18 protein-coding genes are annotated in these 23,841 nt (G+C 32.6%); 13 read left to right on the plus strand and 5 right to left on the minus strand.

Going from position 1 to position 23,841, the window contains the following annotated elements; all coding sequences use genetic code 11:
* The first annotated feature begins 2,199 nt into the window (after positions 1–2,199).
* From TERY_RS01470 to TERY_RS01485, 4 genes are all read left to right on the plus strand, one after another.
* Positions 2,200–3,579 carry a nicotinate phosphoribosyltransferase gene (locus TERY_RS01470; RefSeq protein ID WP_011610189.1) on the plus strand — a complete coding sequence of 460 codons (1,380 nt, stop codon included), beginning with the start codon at positions 2,200–2,202 and terminating at the stop codon, positions 3,577–3,579.
* Positions 3,580–4,561: 982 nt separating this feature from the next.
* On the plus strand, positions 4,562–5,152 hold the full coding sequence (locus tag TERY_RS01475; RefSeq protein ID WP_011610190.1) for a nicotinate-nucleotide adenylyltransferase: 591 nt from the start codon (positions 4,562–4,564) through the stop codon (positions 5,150–5,152).
* On the plus strand, positions 5,122–5,847 hold the full coding sequence (locus tag TERY_RS01480; RefSeq protein WP_044136282.1) for an NUDIX hydrolase: 726 nt from the start codon (positions 5,122–5,124) through the stop codon (positions 5,845–5,847). Before TERY_RS01475 ends, TERY_RS01480 begins: the two co-directional genes overlap by 31 nt.
* A gap of 894 nt (positions 5,848–6,741) precedes the next feature.
* Entirely contained in the window at positions 6,742–7,593 is an 852-nt protein-coding gene (locus TERY_RS01485; RefSeq protein ID WP_011610192.1) for a phosphodiester glycosidase family protein, read from the plus strand.
* A 151-nt stretch (positions 7,594–7,744) separates the two neighbouring features.
* On the opposite strand, the gene TERY_RS01490 is transcribed toward TERY_RS01485, so the two are convergent.
* Both TERY_RS01490 and TERY_RS01495 read right to left on the minus strand, forming a co-directional pair.
* On the minus strand, positions 7,745–8,179 hold the full coding sequence (locus tag TERY_RS01490; protein ID WP_011610193.1) for a hypothetical protein: 435 nt from the start codon (positions 8,177–8,179) through the stop codon (positions 7,745–7,747).
* A gap of 87 nt (positions 8,180–8,266) precedes the next feature.
* Positions 8,267–8,833 carry a hypothetical protein gene (locus tag TERY_RS01495; RefSeq protein ID WP_011610194.1) on the minus strand — a complete coding sequence of 189 codons (567 nt, stop codon included), beginning with the start codon at positions 8,831–8,833 and terminating at the stop codon, positions 8,267–8,269.
* A gap of 107 nt (positions 8,834–8,940) precedes the next feature.
* Here TERY_RS01495 and rpsD point away from each other — a divergent pair, with 107 nt between their 5' ends.
* The 7 genes from rpsD (at position 8,941) to TERY_RS35950 (ending at position 13,703) form a co-directional block, all read left to right on the plus strand.
* Complete coding sequence (gene rpsD / locus TERY_RS01500; RefSeq protein ID WP_011610195.1) at positions 8,941–9,549, plus strand: 30S ribosomal protein S4; 609 nt, start codon at positions 8,941–8,943, stop codon at positions 9,547–9,549.
* A 1,056-nt stretch (positions 9,550–10,605) separates the two neighbouring features.
* Positions 10,606–11,325, plus strand: a complete 720-nt coding sequence (locus TERY_RS01505; RefSeq protein WP_011610196.1) for a tRNA1(Val) (adenine(37)-N6)-methyltransferase — start codon at positions 10,606–10,608, stop codon at positions 11,323–11,325.
* A 411-nt stretch (positions 11,326–11,736) separates the two neighbouring features.
* Positions 11,737–11,907, plus strand: a complete 171-nt coding sequence (locus tag TERY_RS34350; protein WP_196797193.1) for a hypothetical protein — start codon at positions 11,737–11,739, stop codon at positions 11,905–11,907.
* A 341-nt stretch (positions 11,908–12,248) separates the two neighbouring features.
* On the plus strand, positions 12,249–13,010 hold the full coding sequence (gene cmoA, locus TERY_RS01515) for a carboxy-S-adenosyl-L-methionine synthase CmoA (protein WP_011610197.1): 762 nt from the start codon (positions 12,249–12,251) through the stop codon (positions 13,008–13,010).
* Between the two features lie 191 nt (positions 13,011–13,201).
* Positions 13,202–13,336: a glutathione S-transferase N-terminal domain-containing protein gene (locus TERY_RS35940; RefSeq protein WP_011610198.1), complete on the plus strand. Its 135-nt coding sequence runs from the start codon at positions 13,202–13,204 to the stop codon at positions 13,334–13,336.
* A gap of 21 nt (positions 13,337–13,357) precedes the next feature.
* Positions 13,358–13,537 (plus strand): hypothetical protein, encoded by a 180-nt coding sequence (locus tag TERY_RS35945; RefSeq protein ID WP_011610199.1) that lies wholly within the window; start codon positions 13,358–13,360, stop codon positions 13,535–13,537.
* A 7-nt stretch (positions 13,538–13,544) separates the two neighbouring features.
* Positions 13,545–13,703, plus strand: a complete 159-nt coding sequence (locus TERY_RS35950) for a glutathione binding-like protein (RefSeq protein WP_011610200.1) — start codon at positions 13,545–13,547, stop codon at positions 13,701–13,703.
* Positions 13,704–13,966: 263 nt separating this feature from the next.
* Here TERY_RS35950 and TERY_RS01525 read toward each other — a convergent pair whose 3' ends face one another.
* Positions 13,967–15,625, minus strand: coding sequence for an ABC transporter ATP-binding protein/permease (locus TERY_RS01525; RefSeq protein ID WP_044136287.1), 1,659 nt, complete (start codon positions 15,623–15,625; stop codon positions 13,967–13,969).
* Between the two features lie 676 nt (positions 15,626–16,301).
* The gene (locus TERY_RS01530; protein WP_011610202.1) at positions 16,302–17,531 is read right to left on the minus strand and encodes a NupC/NupG family nucleoside CNT transporter; all 1,230 of its coding nucleotides are present in this window, start codon (positions 17,529–17,531) and stop codon (positions 16,302–16,304) included.
* A gap of 1,271 nt (positions 17,532–18,802) precedes the next feature.
* Here TERY_RS01530 and der point away from each other — a divergent pair.
* Positions 18,803–20,164, plus strand: coding sequence for a ribosome biogenesis GTPase Der (der, locus tag TERY_RS01535; RefSeq protein ID WP_011610203.1), 1,362 nt, complete (start codon positions 18,803–18,805; stop codon positions 20,162–20,164).
* 326 nt (positions 20,165–20,490) lie between these two features.
* Positions 20,491–21,801, plus strand: coding sequence for a putative sulfate exporter family transporter (locus TERY_RS01540; protein WP_011610204.1), 1,311 nt, complete (start codon positions 20,491–20,493; stop codon positions 21,799–21,801).
* 968 nt (positions 21,802–22,769) lie between these two features.
* Here the strand turns inward: TERY_RS01540 and TERY_RS01545 are convergent.
* Complete coding sequence (locus TERY_RS01545; RefSeq protein ID WP_011610205.1) at positions 22,770–23,489, minus strand: biliverdin-producing heme oxygenase; 720 nt, start codon at positions 23,487–23,489, stop codon at positions 22,770–22,772.
* Positions 23,490–23,841: the final 352 nt, after the last annotated feature.

Genomic DNA, 23,841 nt, shown 5'->3' on the forward strand with positions numbered 1-23,841 from the left:
ATTTAGATAATTTCTTAGTGAAGTTTTTTTGAATGAATCTCATGTATTTATTTATGAGGTTCATTTAATTCCTACTTTTTTTCTGATTCAAAGTTTTATATAGCTAGGACTTACCCAGAAACCTGATTATAAAACGAAATTTCCCTAAACTGCAGAAAAACAATAATCAGAGCAATAAACCCGGTTTCTTATTTGGGTGCCTAAGTACAGTTGTCTTTTCATTTTCTTGTTTCCTAAAATATAGAACTTTGTATTTAACGAGTATAAAAATTTCTATGACAATACAGAATGCTGAAAATTAGAATTATAATCAGACAAAATATTTATAGTAGTTTGAGTTACTCGTAAAGTTAATGATAGTTTAACTTTACCACTTGTATCACATATATATCGATCAGTAACTTTATCTGTAAACATCACAAATATACCAAGTTTAAGCAAAACTGGTATTGCTTTTATCTTCATGTATTTTTAATTTCAAATAAATCATTTTTACTTAACTTAAAGTGTCTATTTTTTTCAAAGATAGATAGATACATTATTGTTAATATTAGCATTATGTATAAACTCAAAGCCTTTAATATCATTGAGTTAATTTAGGGCAATATAAACATTAATTGTCTGACCTACTCCAGAAAGTAACTTATTACAATAGTTTCTATTTACAATAGTTTCTATGCTATAAGGTAATTAATTTTTTTGTGGGATAATTTACCCATAATACAGAATACCATAAGACTAATTTTTTCCTTAAATACTCTGGCAATTTTAAAAATAAATTTCCATCCTAACATAATTTCCATACCCCCGGAAAATTAAGATGTGTTTCCATATAAAAATGCTGACTTTCCAATTTAAATTAATAATAGAAAAGCAGCACAAATTTTGACATTAAATAGGAGACACAAAAACCTCAACTTCAATATAATATAATGAACAATTTGTATACAATAGAAATATTACAACAAATACAGTTAACTCTCAAATCATCAATGCTATTAACCAAAGCCATACTAATTTCCTGGGGGATGATTCTGCTCAATTAATAAAGCTAGTCTATCAAACCACAGCCCATTGTGTAAGTTTGATTATACACAATAGTTATACCTTCAGAATAGGTCATACTTCTTGATCAAGTCATACCTTCAAACTAGATTATATGGCTAAAGTTAGAAGGGAAGAAGCTAGAGGTACAGGACAATGGCCATTTGCCCCTACATTCTTATTGTTACTAAATTTCAGAAGCGCAAGAATGTCATAACCGCCTTGGCGACTGCTATAACCAACCTATAAACGCTACAAAATGTAATTTGACATCCTCCCCAAGCTTTTAGGCGGGAGGCTTTTGCCAGCCAAAGTCTAAAGCTAAGTTGACGTTTTACACTTAGCACGCACTCCCCTCTCGGGCAGACTATAACCACTCTTGCCCCCTCCCAGCAGGGGATGGGAGTGGTGCCTCCGCTTTCATTTTGTATCTCGGACTGCCTGTGCACGACTAGTTAATTAACATTCAGGATAACATTGGACTAAAAGCAACTAAAAGTCCCCTGATAAGCGCGAGAGGTTTTCAACCCAATTTTTCGGTAAAAAATCAGAAGTTAGGACTCAGAAATCAAAATACAGCGGCTCTCGTTGCCAGTCAGGTACACAAATTGCGGGCAAGTTATGGCACTACAATATTTTCACCATTTACCCTGTAGGTCATTTGCTTGCTCATCTGCTGTAAATAGCTTCAATACCATTTTTTAATTCATAACTTATTTTTTTAGTCAAAAATACATCTCCTATCAAGTTTTTTAATTGCCCTTATTATTCTTACATTCTTGTTTCACTCATGGTACGATAAATATCTACAAAAAAAATCTGGTTTCTGGGCTTGTTTGCTTCAGTCCTGATACTTTCGGTGGGTAGGATTACTTTTTTAAAGTTGTAGAAATTTTGGTCACCCTTTGAGTAGTTTATGATAGCATTCAATACTAGTGATAAATCTCATTATTATCTTTAATAATAACTCATCAGTAGACAAATATAGTAAGAATAACTATAATAAAAATAACAGCCATATAAATAAGAAGTTCTCCAGTCAATAACCATGAATGAACTCAAGTAAAATAGCAAACGAGCCCAAAATTATAAATTGTGCGTTTTTCAGACTTTAACTAAAATACTGCGGGTTTCCTAACTACCAAGAATTTTTAAATGGTACAAGAATATCTAGAACTTTCTCTATCTCCAGAAGATTACACCTTGTTAACAGACCTCTATCAATTAACAATGATAGCTTGCTATGTTGGAGAAAAAATAGACCAACGACAAGCTAGTTTTGAGCTATTTGTGCGAAAACTACCTACAGGTTTTGGCTATCTCATTGCTATGGGTTTAGCACAAGCATTAGACTATCTCGAGAAATTTAGATTTAGCTCTGAGCAAATTGACGCCTTAAAGTCAACGGGAATTTTTGCTAATGCCCCTAGTGAATTTTGGTCCTTACTAGCAGAAGCTAAATTCACTGGAAATGTATGGGCGGTGAAAGAGGGAACAGCCATTTTTCCAAATCAACCCCTACTGCGGATAGAAGCACCGCTTTGGCAAGGGCAGTTGGTAGAAACATATCTACTAAATACAATGAATTACCAAACCCTGATAGCAACAAAAGCAGCGAGAATGCGGGATATTGCTGGAAATAGCACCAAATTACTAGAATTTGGCACAAGACGTGCATTTAGTCCCCAAGCTAGTGTTTTGGCTGCTCGTGCTGCTTTGGCAGGAGGAATGGATGCTACTTCTAATGTTTTGGCAGCCTTGAAATTAGGTCGGAAACCAGTAGGAACGATGGCTCACTCTTTGGTGATGGCAATATCTGCAGTGGAAGGTAGTGAGGAGGATGCTTTTAAAAGTTTTCAGCGATATTTCCCTACAGCCACTTTATTGATAGATACTTATGATACTTTATCAGCTACTCGTTTATTGGCACGACGAGTTAAACAGGGTGAAATGCAGATAAGTGGGGTCAGGTTAGATTCTGGAAATTTGGTTGAATTGTCCCAGAAGGTGCGATCGCTACTGCCAAAAGTGAGGATTTTTGCTAGTGGAGATATAGATGAGTGGGAAATAGCTAGACTTCAGAAGGAAAATGCTTGTATTGATGGATATGGTATTGGTACTAAGTTGGTAACTGGTGTTCCTGTGAATGGAGTTTATAAACTGGTAGAAATAGATGGTATTCCTGCGATGAAAAATACTACTGGAAAAGTTAGTTATCCTGGTCGAAAACAAATATATAGATATTTGGAAAATGGTCAATTGAAACAAGATTATTTGGGGTTAATGGCTGAAGATGTATTGAGTCAAACAGAACCTCATACTGATTCTTTTGTAAAATTAATGATACAAGTAGTTAAAAATGGGGAGATGCTGCAAACATCAGAAAGTCTAGAAGCGATCGCTAAACGTACTGCTATTTCTGTTGCTAGTTTGCCACCTGAAACTCGTAGTTTAGAAAATCCTATTTTGCCACCAATGAAAATTTCTCATAAATTACAACAACTTACACAAAAAACTCAAGCTAACAGCTCTTAAAAATTAAGCATTGCATATTTATGGGATGAATGATACGTTAAGAGAGAGAATAAAAGGAAAAAAGTATAAGATGCCCGTATGGCTTGTAGTTTTGGGGTTTACCTGTTCCATTTAGATACCAAAAAGTTCTTTCAGCAACATTATTTTTTTCTGGTGAGTTCTTTTGGATATGATTTCATAACTATATCATCAAATTCTTCTTCTTAAATGTACCTCATATCATAGAGCGCGAAAACTTCTGTACATTAAATCTAGTATCTCGTTTAGCAACTGCTATCTGGTAATATCAAATTCGGTAGCATGGGTATTATATAATTAAACCTGATAAACATTATTTGAATAGTTTGAGAGTTAATCAGCCAGTCATATAAGCAGGTACACAAAATTAATTAAACCTATATTTGAGACTGAATCTCTTATATTATATACCTGACGTCAAACTAGAATAGGTAAACAATGAGTATAATGTTGCTTATATTATTTCTAATAATATAATAATAACTATTAAACTGGACATGATATAATATTAAATCTTAAAAAGATTGCTATACTTATATTTTATATTTCTAAATACTATTTATTGACCATTATTTATAAGTTAACTTACCTCTGTGATTCATCTAGTTTTTTGTCTACCTTCTAATAGTAGCATTAATACATAAGAAATAATATAACTTTTTATCTTGGAACAAAGAATTAGCCTCCAAAGAGAATTAAAGTTATGTAGCGAGAGTATTTCGTGGCAAATAAAAAGGTCATTAACTAGCCGATTTTAGTTATTAAATTTAAAAGCAGTTTGCGTAGCATAAACCAGACTTAAGGTCTCAAGCCCGCCCTTCCAAAGGAATGAAAAAAAATCGGTTTTCAAGGAGCCTAATTTATTAGGAAGTATTGATAACTGACAACTAAAATCACACAGGAAAAGCTGAATTTAATAACTAAATACTTACAAACTTATCTAATCTAAAAAAAATATAGAATAATGACAAAAATAGCCTTATTTGGAACTAGTGCAGATCCACCAACAAAGGGTCATCAAGCGATTATTAAATGGCTGTCTAAAAACTTTGAAAAAGTAGTAATTTGGGCATCAGATAATCCCTTAAAAAATCATCAAACATTCTTAGATAAACGCTCAAAAATGTTATCAATTTTGATTGAAAATATTGACTATAATCAAAACAATATTTGTCTACATCAAGAATTAAGTAGTTGTCGTACTTTAGAAACTGTTGAACTTGCTATAAAAAAATGGAATGATGGAGAATTTACCTTAGTAGTAGGTTCAGATTTAGTCAAACAATTACTAAGTTGGTATCACATCGAAGAACTTTTACAGAAAGTAGAATTATTAATAATACCTCGCCAAGGTATTACAACAGAAGAAGAAGATTTACAGAAATTAAGGGAGCTAAGTACAGAAGTAAAAATAGCTTTTCTAGAAGTTCCAAATGTTTCCTCATCTGCATATCGTGAACAAGGAGACGAAATGACCATTACACCTCCTATTAAAGATTATATATATCGGCATAAGTTATACCAATGGCAAAAAACGAGCACAGAGAAATTATAAATAATAAGGCAGACTTTAACGTAAGAGTAGATAATGTAATTTTTTCAGTTGACACCCAACAAAATCGTCTTTTAGTATTATTAATAATGCGACAAAAAGAACCATTTATTAAATACTGGAGTTTACCAGGTACATTAGTAATAAAAGGAGAATCTTTAGAAGCAGCAGCATACAGAATATTAGTGGAAAAAATTAGGGTTAAAAATCTATATTTAGAACAATTATATACTTTTTGCAGTCCTGATAGTGAGCCTAGAGAATCTATTGATAATTTTAAATATCTATCCGTCAGTTATTTTGCCCTAGTTAGATTTGAAGAGGCAGAATTAATTGCTAATGGGGTGACAAGTATTTGTTGGTATCCCATTGATAAAATTCCTCAGTTAGCATTTGACCATCAAAAAATTATTGAGTATGGATATTCCAGATTACGCAATAAACTTGAGTATAGTCCTATTGCTTTTGATGTTTTACCAGCAGAGTTTACTTTAGGAGAATTATATCAACTTTATGCAACTATTTTAGGAAACAATTTTTCAGATTATTCTAATTTTCGTGCCAGACTATTAAAGTTAGGTTTCTTATCTGAAACTGGCGTAAAAACATCACGAGGAGCTGGTAGACCTGCTAGTCTTTATCGGTTTGATGTTAAAGCATTTGTTTTAGTAAAAGATAAGCCTTTAATGTTTATTTGATAAGAATAGGGAATAGTTATAATGCTTTGAGGTTGAGTTATATTAAATTTGTTTGCTTCACGGTAATATAACTCTTTTTCCCAAAAGTATTTTTTGCTCCGTGGAGTAATTTTTTCATCTATTTCGGTTGTATGTATTGAAAATATTTCCTTCATTAAATGAGGTAATAACGGTAGTTGTCAATGACTAAAAAAACAAACCCTATTGTATTTTAATTTGTAAAAATAGAATAGATCTGAAAATAAGTTCTTTACCAAAAAAATTTGCAACTAACTAATTTCCCATTTTAGTAATAATTAGTTCAACTTTTGTACATAGAGTCATGCTAGAGCCAAAAACCTTACTCTCATCTTGCAATTAATTTTTTGTTGGCTTCCCCAAATATGCTTTAGCCACTTCCTTGTTAAGTTCCTTTTTATTAATAGATGCCTTTGCCGAATTTAATAATGTTATAGTTTTTTCTTCACATCAGCAGGAATATTAGACTCACTAATTTTTGCGTCAAGTTTCCCTAAAAGTTGATATTTACTTTAGCTTTTTTCTTAAGTTTTTTTAGACAAAATCAAAAATTTTTACTAGATAGTATTATGTATAGTATAATAATCATATTAATGTCAAAATGAAAGCGATAAATATCTGTTTTGTAGATGAAGAACATCAAAAAAATCTAATAAGCTAGCTAATTTTTAGAGGACTATATTAACTAGTTTGTTTGTAAGTGAAGATACTTAATTATCCTAGCTGAGTTTTTCGAGGTAAATTTATGAAAAAGCAGAGAATAATCATCTTTTCTGAACAGCCTAGTTTCAAATAAATGTAAAAACTTTGAATAATTCTAGCTATGTTTTTCATTATTTTTATATCTTTATTTTTTTTGTTATTTTACCTTGCCTAATGAATAGAAAAAAGCTGCTTTTAACTGGATTATTTTTAACAACTTTCCTCCTAATAATAATCAACTTATTCTCTGTACATAACTCTGAAAGTAAATTACAAAAACCTCTCTCTCTTGGTTTTAAAATCATTAGTAATTCTCAGGGAATCACTCTTTATAAAAAAGATTCAGATTATCTACAGCTTATTGATTTATCTGAAGGTGCAAAAATTGATTTTATCTATGGAAAAATTACAGATTTAGGTACGAAAAAAGGAGCTTACGGTGGTAATAATCCACAATTTGAACGTCAAACAATATCACAAGTATGGTCTAATTTATATTCAGAAAATTCAAGTTTATTTTGCATTACTAATGGTCAATTTTTTAGAAATGATAAAAGCTCCTCTACAGCCTTAGCATTTCCTCTAAAGTCAGATGGAATTATAGTTAGTGATGGTTATGCAGGAGAAATAGAATTTTCTCATGAAAAGTTAATGCTAGAAGTCTGGAATAATAGAGCGTTAATTAGTAAGTTTCAGCCAAATAATTTGCAATTCTCAATAGCAACTAATTTTATTGTTGGTTTACAGGAAAATGCTGATAAAGGAGTTGAGGATCAAACAGGTAGAACATTTATTGGAGTGCAAGATAAAGATGGCGATCGCCTCTATGAAACAATTTTAATTTTTACTTCTAAACAAGCAACTCAACCTCATGCTACTAATGTTTTGAAAAGTTTTGGTGCAACTCAAGTAATGATGTTAGATGGTGGAGGTTCAACACAATTAATTTGTCAGGGAAATAACTACATAGATTCACAAAGAACTATTCCTCAAATGATTGCTATTTTTAGTGGAGATAAAGTCTAATTAATTCCATTATTATAACTATATTTACTTAAGTATTCAGGATTCAGTTGTTATTCTTTTTTTTCTATTCCTTACTGGATATCAAAAAACTCCCAGTTTTTAGAGACTGGAAGTTCAGATAAAATTTATTTTACTTATTCTAATTATCAAATTATTTCAAAAGAGAAATTTCTTTATCCGCGACAACTTTTGATTCTATATTATCAACCAAATTATCCTCAACTAAATCTAGTTGGCCACCAGGTGCTTCTGGATGTTGTTGTACAAATGTTTGTTCTGCTGGTACTTCTTTTGATTCATCACTAGCATCAATATTAGCTTCTGCTTTACGAGTAATATAACGAGTAGTAAAAAAAGCACCTAACCCAGTTAAACCTAGAGAAGCAGCAGCAATACCAGCAATAGCAAAGTCAGACCTATTAGGAAGTTTTTTGCTTAACCAAGAATTTGGTGAAATTAAAGATTTTTCTGATGTTGAACCATGAATTTTCTTCAAAAGACAAGCTTCTACAGAATTAGCACAAAGTACACTACCAGCGATCGCCACAGTAGACAAAGCAGTGGCCACAATGTTCAGCTTTTTCATGTTAGTTTAGTTGATAAAATATCCTTAAAATAATTATATTAACATCATTTTCCAAAAGTAGCAATAAAAGTATTCAGCTTAACTTTATTAATCTCCAGAAAGCTCAGTTTTTTCTTGGTTAGGATTAAGACAAGTAGTTAATAATTCTTCTGTCGATAATCCTAAATTAGCATTTAAACCAATAACACAAGAAGAAAAACTTTCTGGCAATAAACTAATACGACAACTTTCTAAGATATTCTCTTGATTAGATGTATCTTGAACTGATTTATTAATCCTTTCTACACAAGTTCCTAATTCATCAACTCTTCTCACTTTTTGACAATTCAATAAAATCTCTTCTGCGGAAAGTTCTTCTGTTGTATTGTCATAGATTTTTGTGACACATTTTGATAAATCTTTTGGTTTAAGAGCTGCACTACAAGCATTAGCAACCTCTCTTTCAGATAAACCTACACTTAATAAATCTCTGGAGCAAATTATAAATGATTTTCTATTTACTTGGGCTGTTGCTACTTCAGGAATAGCCATCAATAAACCACAGGTAAAAAGTTGTATTGTTGTTAAATATACCCAGGGTTTACTCAAGTATTTCTGAGGTTGATATAAGGGAGATTTATCAGATAAAAAATGATAAAAGTTCATATTAGGCATAACAAATAATCAAAGCTAAACTCAATCGTGAAAAATTGACAAAGTAGTAATTCAATAGTATATGATATAGGATTGTGGCTAAATTTTATGTTAATGAGGAAATTATTATGTCTAGGTATAGAGGTCCACGTTTAAGAATAGTGCGTCGTCTAGGTGATCTACCGGGGCTAACTCGTAAAAGTGCCAGACGTGCTTATCCACCTGGTCAACATGGTCAAAATCGCAGAAAGCGTTCAGAATATGCGATTCGACTGGAAGAGAAACAGAAACTACTATATAATTATGGTGTTTGTGAACGTCAACTCCTACGCTACGTAAAAAAAGCTCGTCGTGCAGGAGGTTCCACAGGAAAAGTATTACTAGAACTTCTGGAAATGCGTTTAGATAATACTGTATTTCGTTTAGGAATGGCTCCAACTATTCCTTCTGCACGACAGTTAGTGAACCATGGTCATGTCACAGTTAATGGTAAGGTAGTAAGTATTGCTAGCTACCAGTGTAAACCTGGAGAGGTAATTAGTGTTAAGGAAAAAGAAAAATCTAAGGAAATGGTCAAGACTAATCTCCAATATCCAGGTTTAGCTAATATTCCTAGCCATTTAGAATTTGATAAAAACAAGCTGGTTGGTAAAGTTAATGGTATTGTGGAACGGGAGTGGGTGGCGCTTCAAATTAACGAACTGTTAATTGTGGAATATTATTCCAGACAAGCTTAGATTTTTGTTTTTCATCTCTATGGATGTATTTAATATCAAATCTGTTGGCTTCGGAGTAATATAATTTCTTTGATCGTCATAGAATAGGTAAGGGGGTTTTATTGCGGAATACTACGCAAATATATTGCGGGGCATTCATGGCTATTAGCCCCTAAGTTATAAACTATGCTTCTTTAATACTAAATAACACCTATGCTACCGGATTTAATATAACAATTAAGCGGGAGACATATAGCATATTTCTGGTTTATGAGGTACGCAAACGCGGGCTAGATGCCCGCACTACAGATTTTTACCAAACACAGCTATACATTATTTGCCTGAAATTAGCTGTAATTAAACAGACTAGGTTGGGTGCGATACAAAAATAGGAATTAACTATTTTGAAATTACTTCTCCCCCGACCCTTCTTCTCGCAGGAGAGGTGAGGGGACAATAAGTATCATTAATATAAAATTTTTACGGAAAAATTAGGTCTCTATTACCTCGCCCTTATAGGGGAACTTTTTAGTTTGTTTTATTTTAATATATAAGTTATCCTAAATGTTAGTTAAAAATTCAGCTCATGACTCCCTAAATTTCAGTCAAGTATAGCAATAATGCATAGGAATTAGTATGAGAAGAAAAACATGAAAAATACAGTCATTATTTTAGAGTAATTAATGGTTAAAAAATTATTTAAGAAGCTAGTGTGACTGTAACTCATAAACCATTAAATGCGCTGTATTAGTTACAGGGGCTAAGTCCGATAAAACCACAGAAATGAATATCAGTCGAATAGCAGGGTCAAGCTTTGCGATAGCTGGGGAAAAATTACAGCAGTCAATATTAGGGAAGGGAGTGCGTGCTAAATATAAAAAGTCAATCCCCCAAGGAGTGTCGTCCCGTGCTTAATGTCAAAGTCTTTAATCATATTTGAACCTATCCCACTAATAAAATGCGATTAATCCACATAAGTATAGTGGCGAGGGCTACAATTGCTTCAATACAAGCAGAAATAGACTCCCATCGTATAACTAATTGAGGTGATTACTAATTAATAGCTATTTACAAAATATGGGAGGAAATCAATTTAGATTTAAGCAGTTTACTATCAGACAAGATAGATGTGCTATGAAGGTGGGTACAGATGGTACTTTATTAGGGGCATGGGTCGATGTTTCTGGAGCAGAAAAAATTTTAGATATTGGTACAGGTACTGGTTTAATTGCTTTAATGCTGGCACAGCGTTCGTCTCAGCTGAAGGTTGATATTGATGCTGTAGAAATTGATATCAACTCATCTATTCAAGCTAGGGAAAATGTGGAGCGATCGCGTTGGTCAGATAGAGTTAAAGTTGAAAATTATTCAATCCAAAAATATATAGATATTTGTCAAAAACGTTATGATTTAATAGTCTCAAATCCACCTTTTTTTGAAAATGCTTCTAAACCTGTAAAAAAGGCAAGAACAGTTGCCAGACATACTGACTTTCTCTCACAAGCTGATTTATTGCAGGCAGCAGTTAAGCTTTTATCTGACACTGGCAAATTAGCTGTAATTTATCCCGTGGAACAAGCTCACAATTTTCAGGAAAAGGCAGAATATTTGGGATTATTTTGTCAGAGAAAACTTGATGTTAAACCTATGCCAAAAATTCCTACAAAACGAATTTTGATGGAACTCAGCAAAAAAAAATTACCATTACAAAAAAATACTCTGACTATTGAAGTCAAACAATATACATATACACCAGAATTTATTACCTTAATTAAAGATTTTTACCTAAAATATTGACTTCCTTTGTCAAGGCTATTGGTTGAACTAAAAAATTCAGGTATCAAGTCTCTCAATTCATAGAGAAAAAAATAAAAAAAAATCTTTTTAACTAATGTTTCAGTTACAGAAAAGATAATTATTAATTCTTGAAACACCTCGAATTTTTTTTGAACATTTAGACCTACCTAATTATACTAAAGTTATTTATTATTGATGTCAACTTATTTTTTAAAGCTAAATAAAAGAGTTATCTCTTGAACTAGATAGAGTTAAAATTTAAAATTATTCAATCTAAAAATATACAGATATCTGTCAAAAAAATTATGATTTAATAGCCTCAAATCCACCTTTTTTTTTTATCCTTATAAAGTTGCTAAAAAAAAGAGGACAGTTGCCATACATACTGACTTTCTCTCACAAGCTGATTTATTGCAAGCAGCAGTTAAACTTTTATCCAAAACTGGTAAATTAGCTGTAATTTATCCCGTAGAAAAAGCTCAAATTTTTCAGGAAAAAGCAGAATATTTGAGATTATTTTGTCAGATAAAACTTGATGTTCAACCTATGCCAAAAATTTCCATGGAACAAATTTTGATATAACTCACCAAAAAAAATACCATTTACTTCAAAAAACTTTGAACCTTGAAACTAAACAATATATATATGCTTTATTGCTTACTTACTTATAGCCTTTTGAATAACAATTAGGTATACAGACTCAAGTAATAATCTTTTGAAAACATCAAATTTTTTTTACTCATTGTTATCAATTTACCAATTAGTCATGCAAAGTATTGTATTTAATTATTACTAATTTAATGTAATTTAAAATTATCAAAAAATTAGGTCAATAGCCTTCCTTTGGATAGAGGATGAAAAAATAAACTTCAGTTTTTCTTGGCTTTGGCTTCATTTAGAAGTACTGATAACTGATAACTGAAATGACTGAACCACTAGAAACAGAACTATATTTAAGTTCAGAAAAAGACGAACTATTTGAAAAAGGTCCCTGGCCGAAACCTTTTGCCTTTAATGCCGAAGTAGTCAAAGTTTTCGATAATATGGTATGCCGTTCGGTGCCTCTATATCGAGAAGTTGTTGCTGGAGCAGTCCATTGGACACGAGCATATTATCAGCCAAAAACACGCATTATTGATATAGGTTGTTCTACTGGTACATTCCTAGAATTATTAGGGCGATTTTTGAAACAACCAGCAATTTTAGTGGGAATTGATAACTCTTCAGATATGTTAGATAAAGCTAAAGAAAAATTAGCCCAAGTAGAACAAATTCATCAGATAGAATTAATTTGTGAAAGTGCTGAAAATTGTTCTTTTGAAAAGAGTAGTGTAGTCGTTATGAACTATACCTTACAATTTTTATCTCTTCCTCAAAGACAAAAATTATTACGAGCAATTTATCAAGGTTTAGTTCCTGGCGGATTACTATTTATAAGTGAAAAAATTCGTTCTGATTGTCCTCAATTTCAAGAAACAATTACTCACCATTATGAAGCTTTTAAGGCTAAAAATGGTTATGCTCAAAATGAAATAGAACGGAAAAAAGAAGCACTAGAAAATGTATTAATTCCACTCAGCGAAGCTGAACAATTACAGATGTTAAAACAGAGTGGTTTTTCATACATAGAATCATTAATTAAATTGCATAATTTTGTCTCATTTGTGGCTTTCAAATCTGATTGAATCAAAAAAAATTAGAGGTGAAGACAAAAAAAATATTTCTACCAGTTAAAATTTAAGTGTTAAAATTAATAATACCTATACTATTAATAAAACCATGAGTTTTCTTAATGTTGACCCTTGATCACGCTCCCATATTTCCTAACTCCCGTCGTGTCTGGGTAACACTACTAGAAAAATGACTTAAGTTTGAATTGGTAGAAGTTAAACTCAGTGGAGAGCAATTTTTACCTGATTTTTTGGAACTTAATTCTTTCCACCACATTCCTGCTTTAGTAGATGATGGTTTTAATATAATTGAATCTTTGGCAATTCTTGACTATATATAAGCCAAATATCCTACTCCTAATATGTTACCTAAAGAGGTCAAAAACTTAACAATTGTGCAGATGGTAAAAATGGTAAGTATTAATGAATTGTTGCCCGCTATTCATCCACTGGTAGAACAAATTTTAGATTTACCTGGAGAAAACCCAGAAAAAGCTGAGAAAGCAGAGGAGAAAATTGCAACAGTCCTGACATTTTTTTGAGAAATTATTGAGCGATCGCCCTTATTTTGGTAGTGACAATTTAACTTTAGTAGATGTTGTTGCTGTTACTATCATCTCTATGTTGTCCTTTAGAGGCGGTATTTCTTTAAATAAATATCCTAAAATTAGTGCTTGGTGCAGTAGCCTAATAGCACGTCCAGCATAGCAAAATTCTGAGGCGACAGAAGAAGCATTTGCTGAATTTAGATTTAATATGTTAGCTAGAATGCAGCGAAACTAAAGAAAGTATACTACCCTCATAAGGGGTGTGAATATTAGTAAATGCGAAATTTTCTCGTTGTGTAAGTATTATTCAGACGTTAATTATACTAATTATCAGTACCTCTAGCTTAAGCTAGAGGCTTAATATCTGAATTTTTTAGTCAAATTCAATCATGACTTACCCACTTCAGCAAAAAATTGGGTTTATTATCTTTTATCTAAGGTTATAATAGGCTTAAGTTGCCAAGATTCGTTCGCAGTAATTTCTAGTAATTGTTGATGATATTTTTTTAAAGTCGGGCGATGTCCAACACTAATAAATGTTATGGATGTTTCTTGCAATTGTTTATATAAAATTTCCTCAGTTGGCACATCTAAAGCACTGGTGGCTTCATCCAAAATTACATATTTAGGTTGAGTTAATAATAATCTAGTAAAGGCAACTCTTTGTTGTTCTCCCACTGACAAAACTTGACTCCAATTTTCTTCTGCATCTAAACCACCAAATCTTTCTGCTAATTTGGTGAGATTTACTTTTTCTAAGACTTCCTGTATTTTTACATCAGAAATGTTTAGATTACTCTGGGGATATAAAAGCTGTTGACGGAGAGAGCCTAAAACCATATAAGGTTTTTGAGGCAAGAATAATATTTCATTCAATTTAGGTCGATAAATAGCTCCTGTGCCAGAGTTCCATAGACCAGCGATCGCTCTTAAAATTGAACTTTTGCCACAACCGCTAGGTCCCATAATTAATAATCCATCTCCTGGTTTTATTTCTAAGGAAATATCTCTGAATAAAGTTCTTTGATAATTGGGAGTTTTTAATGTTAAATGTTCTAAAGCTAGACAAGAATTTGTTATTGTATCAATAGCTAATTCACCTTTAGGAACTTCAGTAGATGATTGAATAGCCTCAGAAAAAGTAGATAAACGATTAATTCCAGCAGCAAATTCTGTCAGTCTATCCAATTGACTAACAATAACTGTTAAGGAACTTAAGATGATACTAAAAGCTACTCCGGCTTGAGTAATTACACCTATTTCTAATTCACCAGAAAGCACACGGGGACCAATAATTATAGATGGTAATGCAAAAGTAATAAATTCATAACTATTTCTAAAAATATCCAAATATAGTTGCCATTGAATTAACCGATTAAAATTATTAAAAACATCATTAAATATGTTCTTTGCCTGTTGTAGTTCCTGTTTCTCTCCTCTATAAAAAGCTATAGATTCAGAATTTTCTCTAACTCTAATTAAACCAAAACGAAAATTAGCTTCTCGCTTCAATTGTTCAAAATTAATCTCTACCAAAACCTTACCAAATACTCCGGTCGTGATAACTGTACCAGCAATAGCATAAGCAATTACAAAAAATACTAATGGTTTAGAAATTGACCATAATAAAGTACTAAAACCAAATAACTGAAATATGGCATTGAGAGTAATTACAAGAAAACTTAGAGATTGGTCTGTAAAACTTTTAATATCTTGAGCAATACGTTGGTCTGGATTATCAATTTCTGGGTGGTAACTAATTTTATAGAAAGAGCGATCGCTTAAATAACTTTCCATAAAACTCTCAGTCATCCACCTTCGCCAAAATACACTAAGTTTTTGTCGAACAAAAGAATAGGAAGATACAAAAGGTACAGCAATCACAACTGCGCCAAAAAACTGTATAATTGATCGCCAAAATCTCTCAGAATTTTGAGAAGATAGTGCAGAAATAAATTCTGCTCGTTGATTTGTGAGGAATAAATTAAATACAGTAAATGTTCCTAATAAAACAATTACTAGTAACAATAAACCCCTAGCTCGCCATTTCTCATTTTTTGAGAACCAATAAAGTTTAGCAATTGACCAAAAATCTTTTAATAAATTTAAGTGATTTTTTTTTTATTCAGCATATTTTTAGATATTACTAATGTGATTTTTAGTTTATTTCCTATATATAATTTATCATAATATTAGCCGATTGTCAATCAATATACCCTTGATAAAATTGGTGAGAGATATAATTTTTTATTCTTAGATAATAGGCAATAAAAAAAATATAGATTTTGTCAAGTTACTGAAACAGAATTGTTTTTCTTATTTTCTATTCATTGCTTCCCTGTACAGACGCCCTTATGCAGCCCTACTTACTTTTTGTAAAACTTCAGTTATTAAATAATTATTACACAAGGAATAAATTTTTTTTTATCCTCTTCAGCTAAGTTAATTTTATAGAGCTACTTGCTCAGGTACTTAGAAATTCTAATTCAAAGTTTCTTAAGGGAAAAAGAGTACAAAAAATAATGTGTAAATATGCCAGAGCGCATTGCTATAATTTTATCAATATTTACTTGTCCCCCACTTCTTTGAAGCTACAAAAGTTTTCTGCAACATCTCTACTCTCACTCAAAATACAATTTGAAAAGTTTTTGAGAAATGGCATAATAATTTCAGACTTCTAGCCCAAGTAATGGGAACGCTATCTTTGAGTAGAAAAAGCACTATTTCGAGAAATTATTTGCCAAAAATAGGGAAATTTCTACAACAAAATTCCTGCGATACAAGCAGTCATAAAACAAGCAATAGATCCACCTATCATTGCTCGAACTCCCAACTTTGCCAAATCACCCTGTCGTGATGGTGCAATGGTACTAATTCCACCTATCTGTACAGCAATGGAACCAATATTAGAAAACCCACATAAAGCATAAGTAGCAATAATCTGCGATCGCTCAGAAATCACATTTACCATTTCACCTTTTTGAGCATTTTCAATGAGTGTCTTTAAATCTAAATAAGCGATAAATTCATTCAAAATTGTTTTCTTACCCAACAAGATCCCCACTTGAGGACAGTCTCCCCAAGGCACTCCCATCAACCAAGCAACAGGAGCAAATAATAAAGAGAAAACCCACTCCAAGGATAACTGAGGCAACCCAATACCATTACCTATCCATGCTAATAGTCCATTGACCATTGCTACCAACCCTAAAAAAGCAATTAACATTGCTGCCACATTGACAGCCAATTTTGCTCCCTCTTTAGCACCTAATGTTGCTGCATCAATAACATTTGCATAAGTCTGTTCTACCTCTACCTTGACCGTTCCTGCCGTCGGAGACTCTTCTGTTTCTGGCAACAATATTTTTGATATTGCCAATGCTGCAGGTGCTGACATTACCGAGGCAGCAATTAAATGTTCGGCAGGTACTCCAAAAGAAATATAAGCTGCCAATACTCCTCCAGCGACTGTAGCAAAACCACCTGTCATCACTGCGTGTAATTCTGATTTCGTCATTGTTTTCACATAAGGTTTAATCATCAACGGTGCTTCTGTTGACCCCACAAAAATATTAGCGGAACAAGCGAGAGACTCTGTGCCAGAAGTTTTCATAGTTTTCAGCATTATCCATGCAAATGCTTTGACTACTTGTTGTAAAATTCCATAATGATATAAGATAGTAATTAATGAAGAAAAAAATATAATTGTTGGTAGTATCTGGAAGGCAAAAAAGTGTTCGAGATAGTTTTCTCCAAATACAAATTTAGCCCCGGCATCAGAAAATTTGAGTAACTGACTAATTATATCGGCAATAAATTTAAACACTGCTAAACCTGTTTTGCTTTTTAAAATTAGCAGTGCAAATAATAGTTGCAAACCTATTCCCCATAAAACAGTTTCCCACTTAATTGCATTTCTTTTTGCCGATAACAGAATAGCTAAACCTATAAAAACTATTAACCCCAGTGCTGATATTAATCTTTCCACAATTAATTATATATCCCTTAATTTATTATACTATTTTCTGAAATTAATCATCACGAAATATCTGATCATATTAAATATTTACTATATATTTGCTATATAAATTATTATAATGAGCGAGGTAGAATTTTTTTATGCTTTAAGGAATCAAAAAATAAAGTCAGTGTACTTCATTAATCTAATAAATGCTATATACAGAAATCCTAAACTATTTTTAAGAATTTTTATAATAACTAACTTTAACTGAAAATCTTAAAAATTATGACTCCAGACTTCTAACTACTAACAAAATATTAAAACTTATATAGGGTTTCTGTATTTATTATAACCTATTTGGAATTGCTATAACAATCCTAAAGAATTTGTTCAAAATGCAAAAATAGATAAATAAAAATGTATCAAACTCTTCCCCATTGCCCATTCCCCATTCTCTGAAAAGCCTAGATGTTTATCCGACAGAGCAAGTAGGATTGCTATACAATGTATTTTTTACCTAGACTTTATATCTAGATTTTGAAATTTACAGCAGAGGCTACCATAACGAAGAAATTCAGTCAACAGTAAATATATTGATAAATATATTGATTAAATGTAAAAAATTTGCAAAAAGCAGATCGAGGAACTAGACTAGTTGTATTAATGATAGCAGAACTAGATCAAAGAGAAAACCTGATCCAAACTCAACAAAATATTTAGACATTTCCCTACAATGACTTAATTATAGTTGATATACTTTGGTTTCAATCTAGTCAAAAATGTTTTGGCTTTAGAATTATCAATAATATTTATGAATAAGTGCAAGGAAACATGGATTAACTAGCAAAAAATTATGACAATACAATTTTTTTTATATCAGTGCCCCAACTGGACATTTCCCTTAGAATAAGTTAGTGGCGACTACTTTCGGGATGTACTGGCAAGATCGTTTTACTAGTGTAGCTTGGGAGTTACTTTAATCTTGTTTTCATAGTTTTCAAATATCAGGGAATTAAAGAGCGAAACATCTCCAGAAATTAAATAATTTTTTTCAAGTAACTTTTGCCAGCACATTCCCTAAACTATTTTTGTTCAATGATTTTTTTTGCTTAATAAATTATTTAAAATGGAAATTACCCTTTAGTAATAGTTCATCCATTTAGATTATTAATATCTTTAGATTATTAAGATATTTTTTGGTGGGGATGCTCAGATTTTTGATTGGTTAAAACTCTTAAATTATTGCTATAATTAAAAATTGAATATTTTTGATTTACCTAAACTAATTAAAATTAACTATGCCCTTACCTATTGTAGCTATTATTGGCAGGCCAAATGTGGGGAAGTCCACAATAGTCAATCGCTTGGCTGAAAGTAAAGACGCCATCGTCCACGATGAACCAGGAATAACTCGCGATCGCACCTATCGAAATGCATACTGGGAAGACCGGGAGTTTCAAGTTGTAGATACAGGAGGTTTAGTATTTGATGACAATACAGAATTTTTACCCCTAATCCGCGAACAAGCTATGGCAGCTCTAGTAGAAGCAAGTGTAGCAATTTTTGTGGTAGATGGACAAACAGGTCTTACTGGAGGAGATGAAGAAATTGCCCAATGGCTCCGTCAACAAACTATTCCGATCCTCCTAGCAGTTAATAAATGCGAATCTATAACAGAAGGATTGACCCAAGCTGCTATGTTTTGGGAATTAGGTTTAGGAGAACCTTATCCTATTTCTGGTATTCATGGCAATGGTACTGGAGAATTATTAGACGATTTAATTACCTACTTACCAACCCAAGGAGAAATTACTGAAACTAATCAAACTAAAATAGCAATTGTTGGTCGTCCAAACGTTGGTAAATCAAGTTTATTAAATTCATTTATTGGAGAAAAACGTGCAATTGTTAGTCCTATTTCTGGTACAACAAGAGATGCTATTGATACTGTAGTAGAACGAAATGGCAAAACTTATCGTTTGATTGATACTGCTGGAATTAGAAAGAAAAAAAATGTCGAATATGGTGCCGAATTTTTTGGGATTAACCGAGCTTTTAAAGCTATTCGTCGTGCTGAAGTTGTTATGTTTGTAATTGATGCTTTAGATGGAGTAACAGAACAAGACCAAAAACTAGCAAATCGGATCATAGAAGACGGTAGAGCTTGTGTTATTGTAGTGAATAAATGGGATGCCATAGAAAAAGATAATTATACTATTTATACTTATGAACAGGAAGTAAGGTCGCGACTATATTTTGTGGAATGGGCAGAGATGATTTTTGTTAGTGCACTAACTGGAAAACGAGTGGAGAAAATTATAAATTTGATAGATAATGCAGCCAATGAATATCAGCGTCGAGTGACAACTTCTGTAATCAATGAGGTATTAGAAGAAGCAATTAGTTGGAATTCTCCCCCCACTAATCGTCAAGGTCGTCAAGGTAAAATTTATTATGGAACTCAAGTAACAAGTAAACCACCAACAATTGCATTATTTGTCAACGATCCTAAACGTTTTCCTGAAAATTATCGGCGTTATATTCAAAGTCAATTTCGTCAACATTTAGGATTTACAGGTACACCAATAAGATTACTTTGGCGTGGTAAAAAAGCTAGAGAAGTAGAACAAAATACTGTTAATAGAGCAACTCGTGTCTAATATGTTATCTGCAAATTAAATATATTGATAGCACTACAGGCAACTCAAAAATCAAATCCCCCTTACTCCCTAAAGGTTATTCATGATTACGAACTCCTAAAAGCATTTTCATTCTAGAGAGATAGAAGCTGGGAGCAAGGGAAGCACCAAATCACTAAATGATAGAATTTGAGTATTGATAAATGTCCGCGCTCTAGCATACATAGTGCTATATTTTATAGATATCTTATTCAGCGATCGCCCATAGATAGATAAAAAAAATATAGAGAAAACCCCCGAACTTATCTCAATTGAAATAAAATAAATATTTATTTTCAATTAATTCTATGAGTAAAACAAAATGGTCTGATTTATACAAATTAGAAGACTGGTGGGCAGTCTGGATCGGTTTGTTACTGTTAGCAAGTGTATTTAGTGGATGGGTAACACTTGTACCCAAAATTCCTAAATGGAAAGGAATAGATATTCTGGCTGCACTCCCGATAGATTTAATTCCTAGCTTAGTATTATTAGCGATCGCTCTGTGCGCTGTATTTACATTTGGCAACATTTTGATGCAGGGGCGTAGGGCAAATGCTATGATACCAGGATTTTTGGCCATCTTTATCTTAGCTACTCTCGCTTATGTATTGGGAAATTCTCAAGCTGCAAAAGCAATAAATCTCGGTTATGCCTTCTGGGCACTACTAATAGGATTATTAATTAGTAATACAGTAGGTACGCCAGAATGGTTGAAACCTGCCGTGCGCACCGAATACTATATTAAAACTGGGTTAGTCATTTTGGGAGCAGAAATTCTGTTTAGTCGCATTGTCGAATTCGGACCCTATGGTTTAGCGATAGCCTGGGGAGTCACGCCAATAGTAGTGATATTCATGTATTTATTTGGCACTCGCATCCTGAAAATGCAGCAAAAAACATTAGTAATGATAGTAGCAACTTCAACCTCTGTCTGTGGAGTCTCGGCAGCTATTGCAGCTGCAGCAGCTTGTCGCGCAAAAAAGGATGAGTTAACTTTGGCCGTCGGAATGACTCTGATATTTACAGTCATAATGATGGTTTTCATGCCCTTGTTTGTCAAAGCTGTCAACATGAATGAATTAGTGGGAGGAGCCTGGTTAGGTGGCACCATTGATGCTACTGGCGCTGTTGTTGCAGCAGGCGAAGCATTGGGGGATGTGGCCGGAAAAGCGGCAGCTTTAGTAAAAATGATTCAAAATATGTTGATCGGAGCGATCGCTTTTGCCATAGCAATTTTTTGGGTTACATCTGTGGAAAAGCAACCAGGATCTTCTACTCCTACTTTAAATGAATTATGGGTGCGTTTTCCTAAGTTTGTTTTAGGTTTTATTGTAGCATCTTTATTAGTTTCTTTTGTATTTTTACCCGTTATAGGTTTGAATAATGTTCAAGCTTTATTGAAGCAGACTAAAAATTATCGTGGTTGGCTATTTTGTATGGCGTTTATCTCAATTGGGTTAGAGTCTAATTTTCAAATTTTAGCCCAACAAATGCGAGGCGGTAAACCGATGATTTTGTATATTGTAGGGCAAAGTTTTAATATATTGCTAACTTTGGCTGTGGTGTGGTTAATGTTAAGTGGAAACTTCTTTCCAGTTCCAGAATTAGGAGGGTAGATAGTCCTACTCCCGTAATCGTTTTTGAATAAAACAGGGAGTAGAGTAATGGGATGATGGGGAATATTTTTCGCGGTTTGGGATCCTGTATATTGAGTTTTTCCCTAAAACGATCATGAAAAAATTGTCACGTCCCATGTCCTTCACCATTACTATGCACCAATACCTACAAAAAATGTACAACTGGTCAACTTTTGTCCAATTATTTTATTTCAGTAGTTAGCGCTTATTCTCTTCAAACAAAATTCTGGAGATTTGGTGAGTGTAACCTCACTCATCAAACCCCCAATATTTAAAACAATATTTCAAAGACAAATTAACACTCTAGTCTTTCGTGAGATAGTAAATATTAATTAATTAGGGCTGGCTAAATAAATAGATTTGGTGAGTGTAACCTCACTCATCAAACCCCCAATATTTAAAACAATATTTCAAAGACAAATTAACACTCTAGTCTTTCGTGAGATAGTAAATATTAATTAATTAGGGCTGGCTAAATAAATAGAGTGGTTAGGAATTGAGCCAAAAAAATGGCTAAAATCAAAAACAAGTCTAGTTTTAAGCATGATGCTTGAAAATGAAAATTATGAAAATTTTATTATAGTAAGCTTTTGAGCATTTGAAATTTTCCCACACCAAACAACTCTAATACATAATCCTGATAATCCATCAGTTTAAGTGATGGCTTACCTTGAGAAAAGTGCCAAAACAAAAATTTATCAAATTAATATTCATGCTAGTTATAATTTTCCCTGACCTGAGGCCGAAAAAGAAAAATTAACATATTGCAAATAAGCTTTCGTCTATCTATATTTTATATTCCTCTTTGCCTGTTAACTCTAACTCATTACTTTTGACAAGAATTGAATATATCATTTAAATACTGAAAAGCTTATTGCTTATTGTCCTTAAACTTATTTAAGGCCCTCACTCTTCAACTTTTTTAGCCAAGCCTAATTGAGCATTATTTATTCAGCAGCAGTAGCCAATTCTGTACTGCCAGCCGTGCGCTTTCTTGTTAAAGTATTAAATAATAAGGTACCAATAGCCTTAATTAAATTACCCTCTAATTCATTGAACATTTTCATATTCATACCAAAAGCAGCATTTGCTTCATCTACTATTCTACTTGCTGTTGCCTGATCGATAGGTAAATCATTCATGGCCTGACGATAGTTATTCTTAAATGCCTTCTCATCCAGAATATCTGGGAATTCATAGAAAGCAGTACCTTCTCCATCAGTTAAATTCATGCCTCTCTGAGCAATTTTCTTAAGAATTTGACCACCAGACAAATCTCCCAAGTAACGAGTATAGGAGTGAGCTACTAATAATTCTGGTTGTTTTTCTGATATGTCTCTAATTCTCTGTACATAAGCTTTACCTGCAGGGGAGGGAGCCACTTGCTCCCGCCAACCATTACCATAATAGAACTTTAAGTCTTGCTCTAAACTTTGCTTACGGTTTAGTTCTGGAAAGTTAATTTTGGAAATGACTGGATGTTCTCGGTGACGTTGAATTTCTTCTTCCATTGCGGAATAAACGAAGTAAAAATTCTTAACTAAATTTCGGTAGGAAGTCTTTTCTACAACTCCTTTTAAAAAACACTTGACAAAACTTACATTTTCTGCGTTTGTATGAGCTTTTTTAGTTCCTTCACGCAATTGAGTTGCCAGGTTTAAATTCATGCTAAATATCCTTACTGATACCAAACTATATAATTGGCCGTATAAATTCCTACAGAAACTGAGAAATTAATTGCCTATTTGAATACCTTAAAATGAATGGATGAAAATTTACGTTAAGAATAATTAAGTAAAAAGTAATTATTAACTATAGCTATATCCTTAAAAGCTATCAGCTATATGCTCAAGTCATAAATATTAGTTGTAAAGAATTTCAACTTTTAAAATGTCCTAGCACTTTTTTATAAAACTACAAACTTTTCACTATTATATACCTGTTTCATAAACTTAAAACTTCACTTGTAAAAGTAATCTACCAAACTTGAAAGCCAAAATATCAAGTTATATGTAGTCT

The sequence above is a fragment of the Trichodesmium erythraeum IMS101 genome (assembly GCF_000014265.1).
GTDB lineage: Bacteria > Cyanobacteriota > Cyanobacteriia > Cyanobacteriales > Microcoleaceae > Trichodesmium > Trichodesmium erythraeum.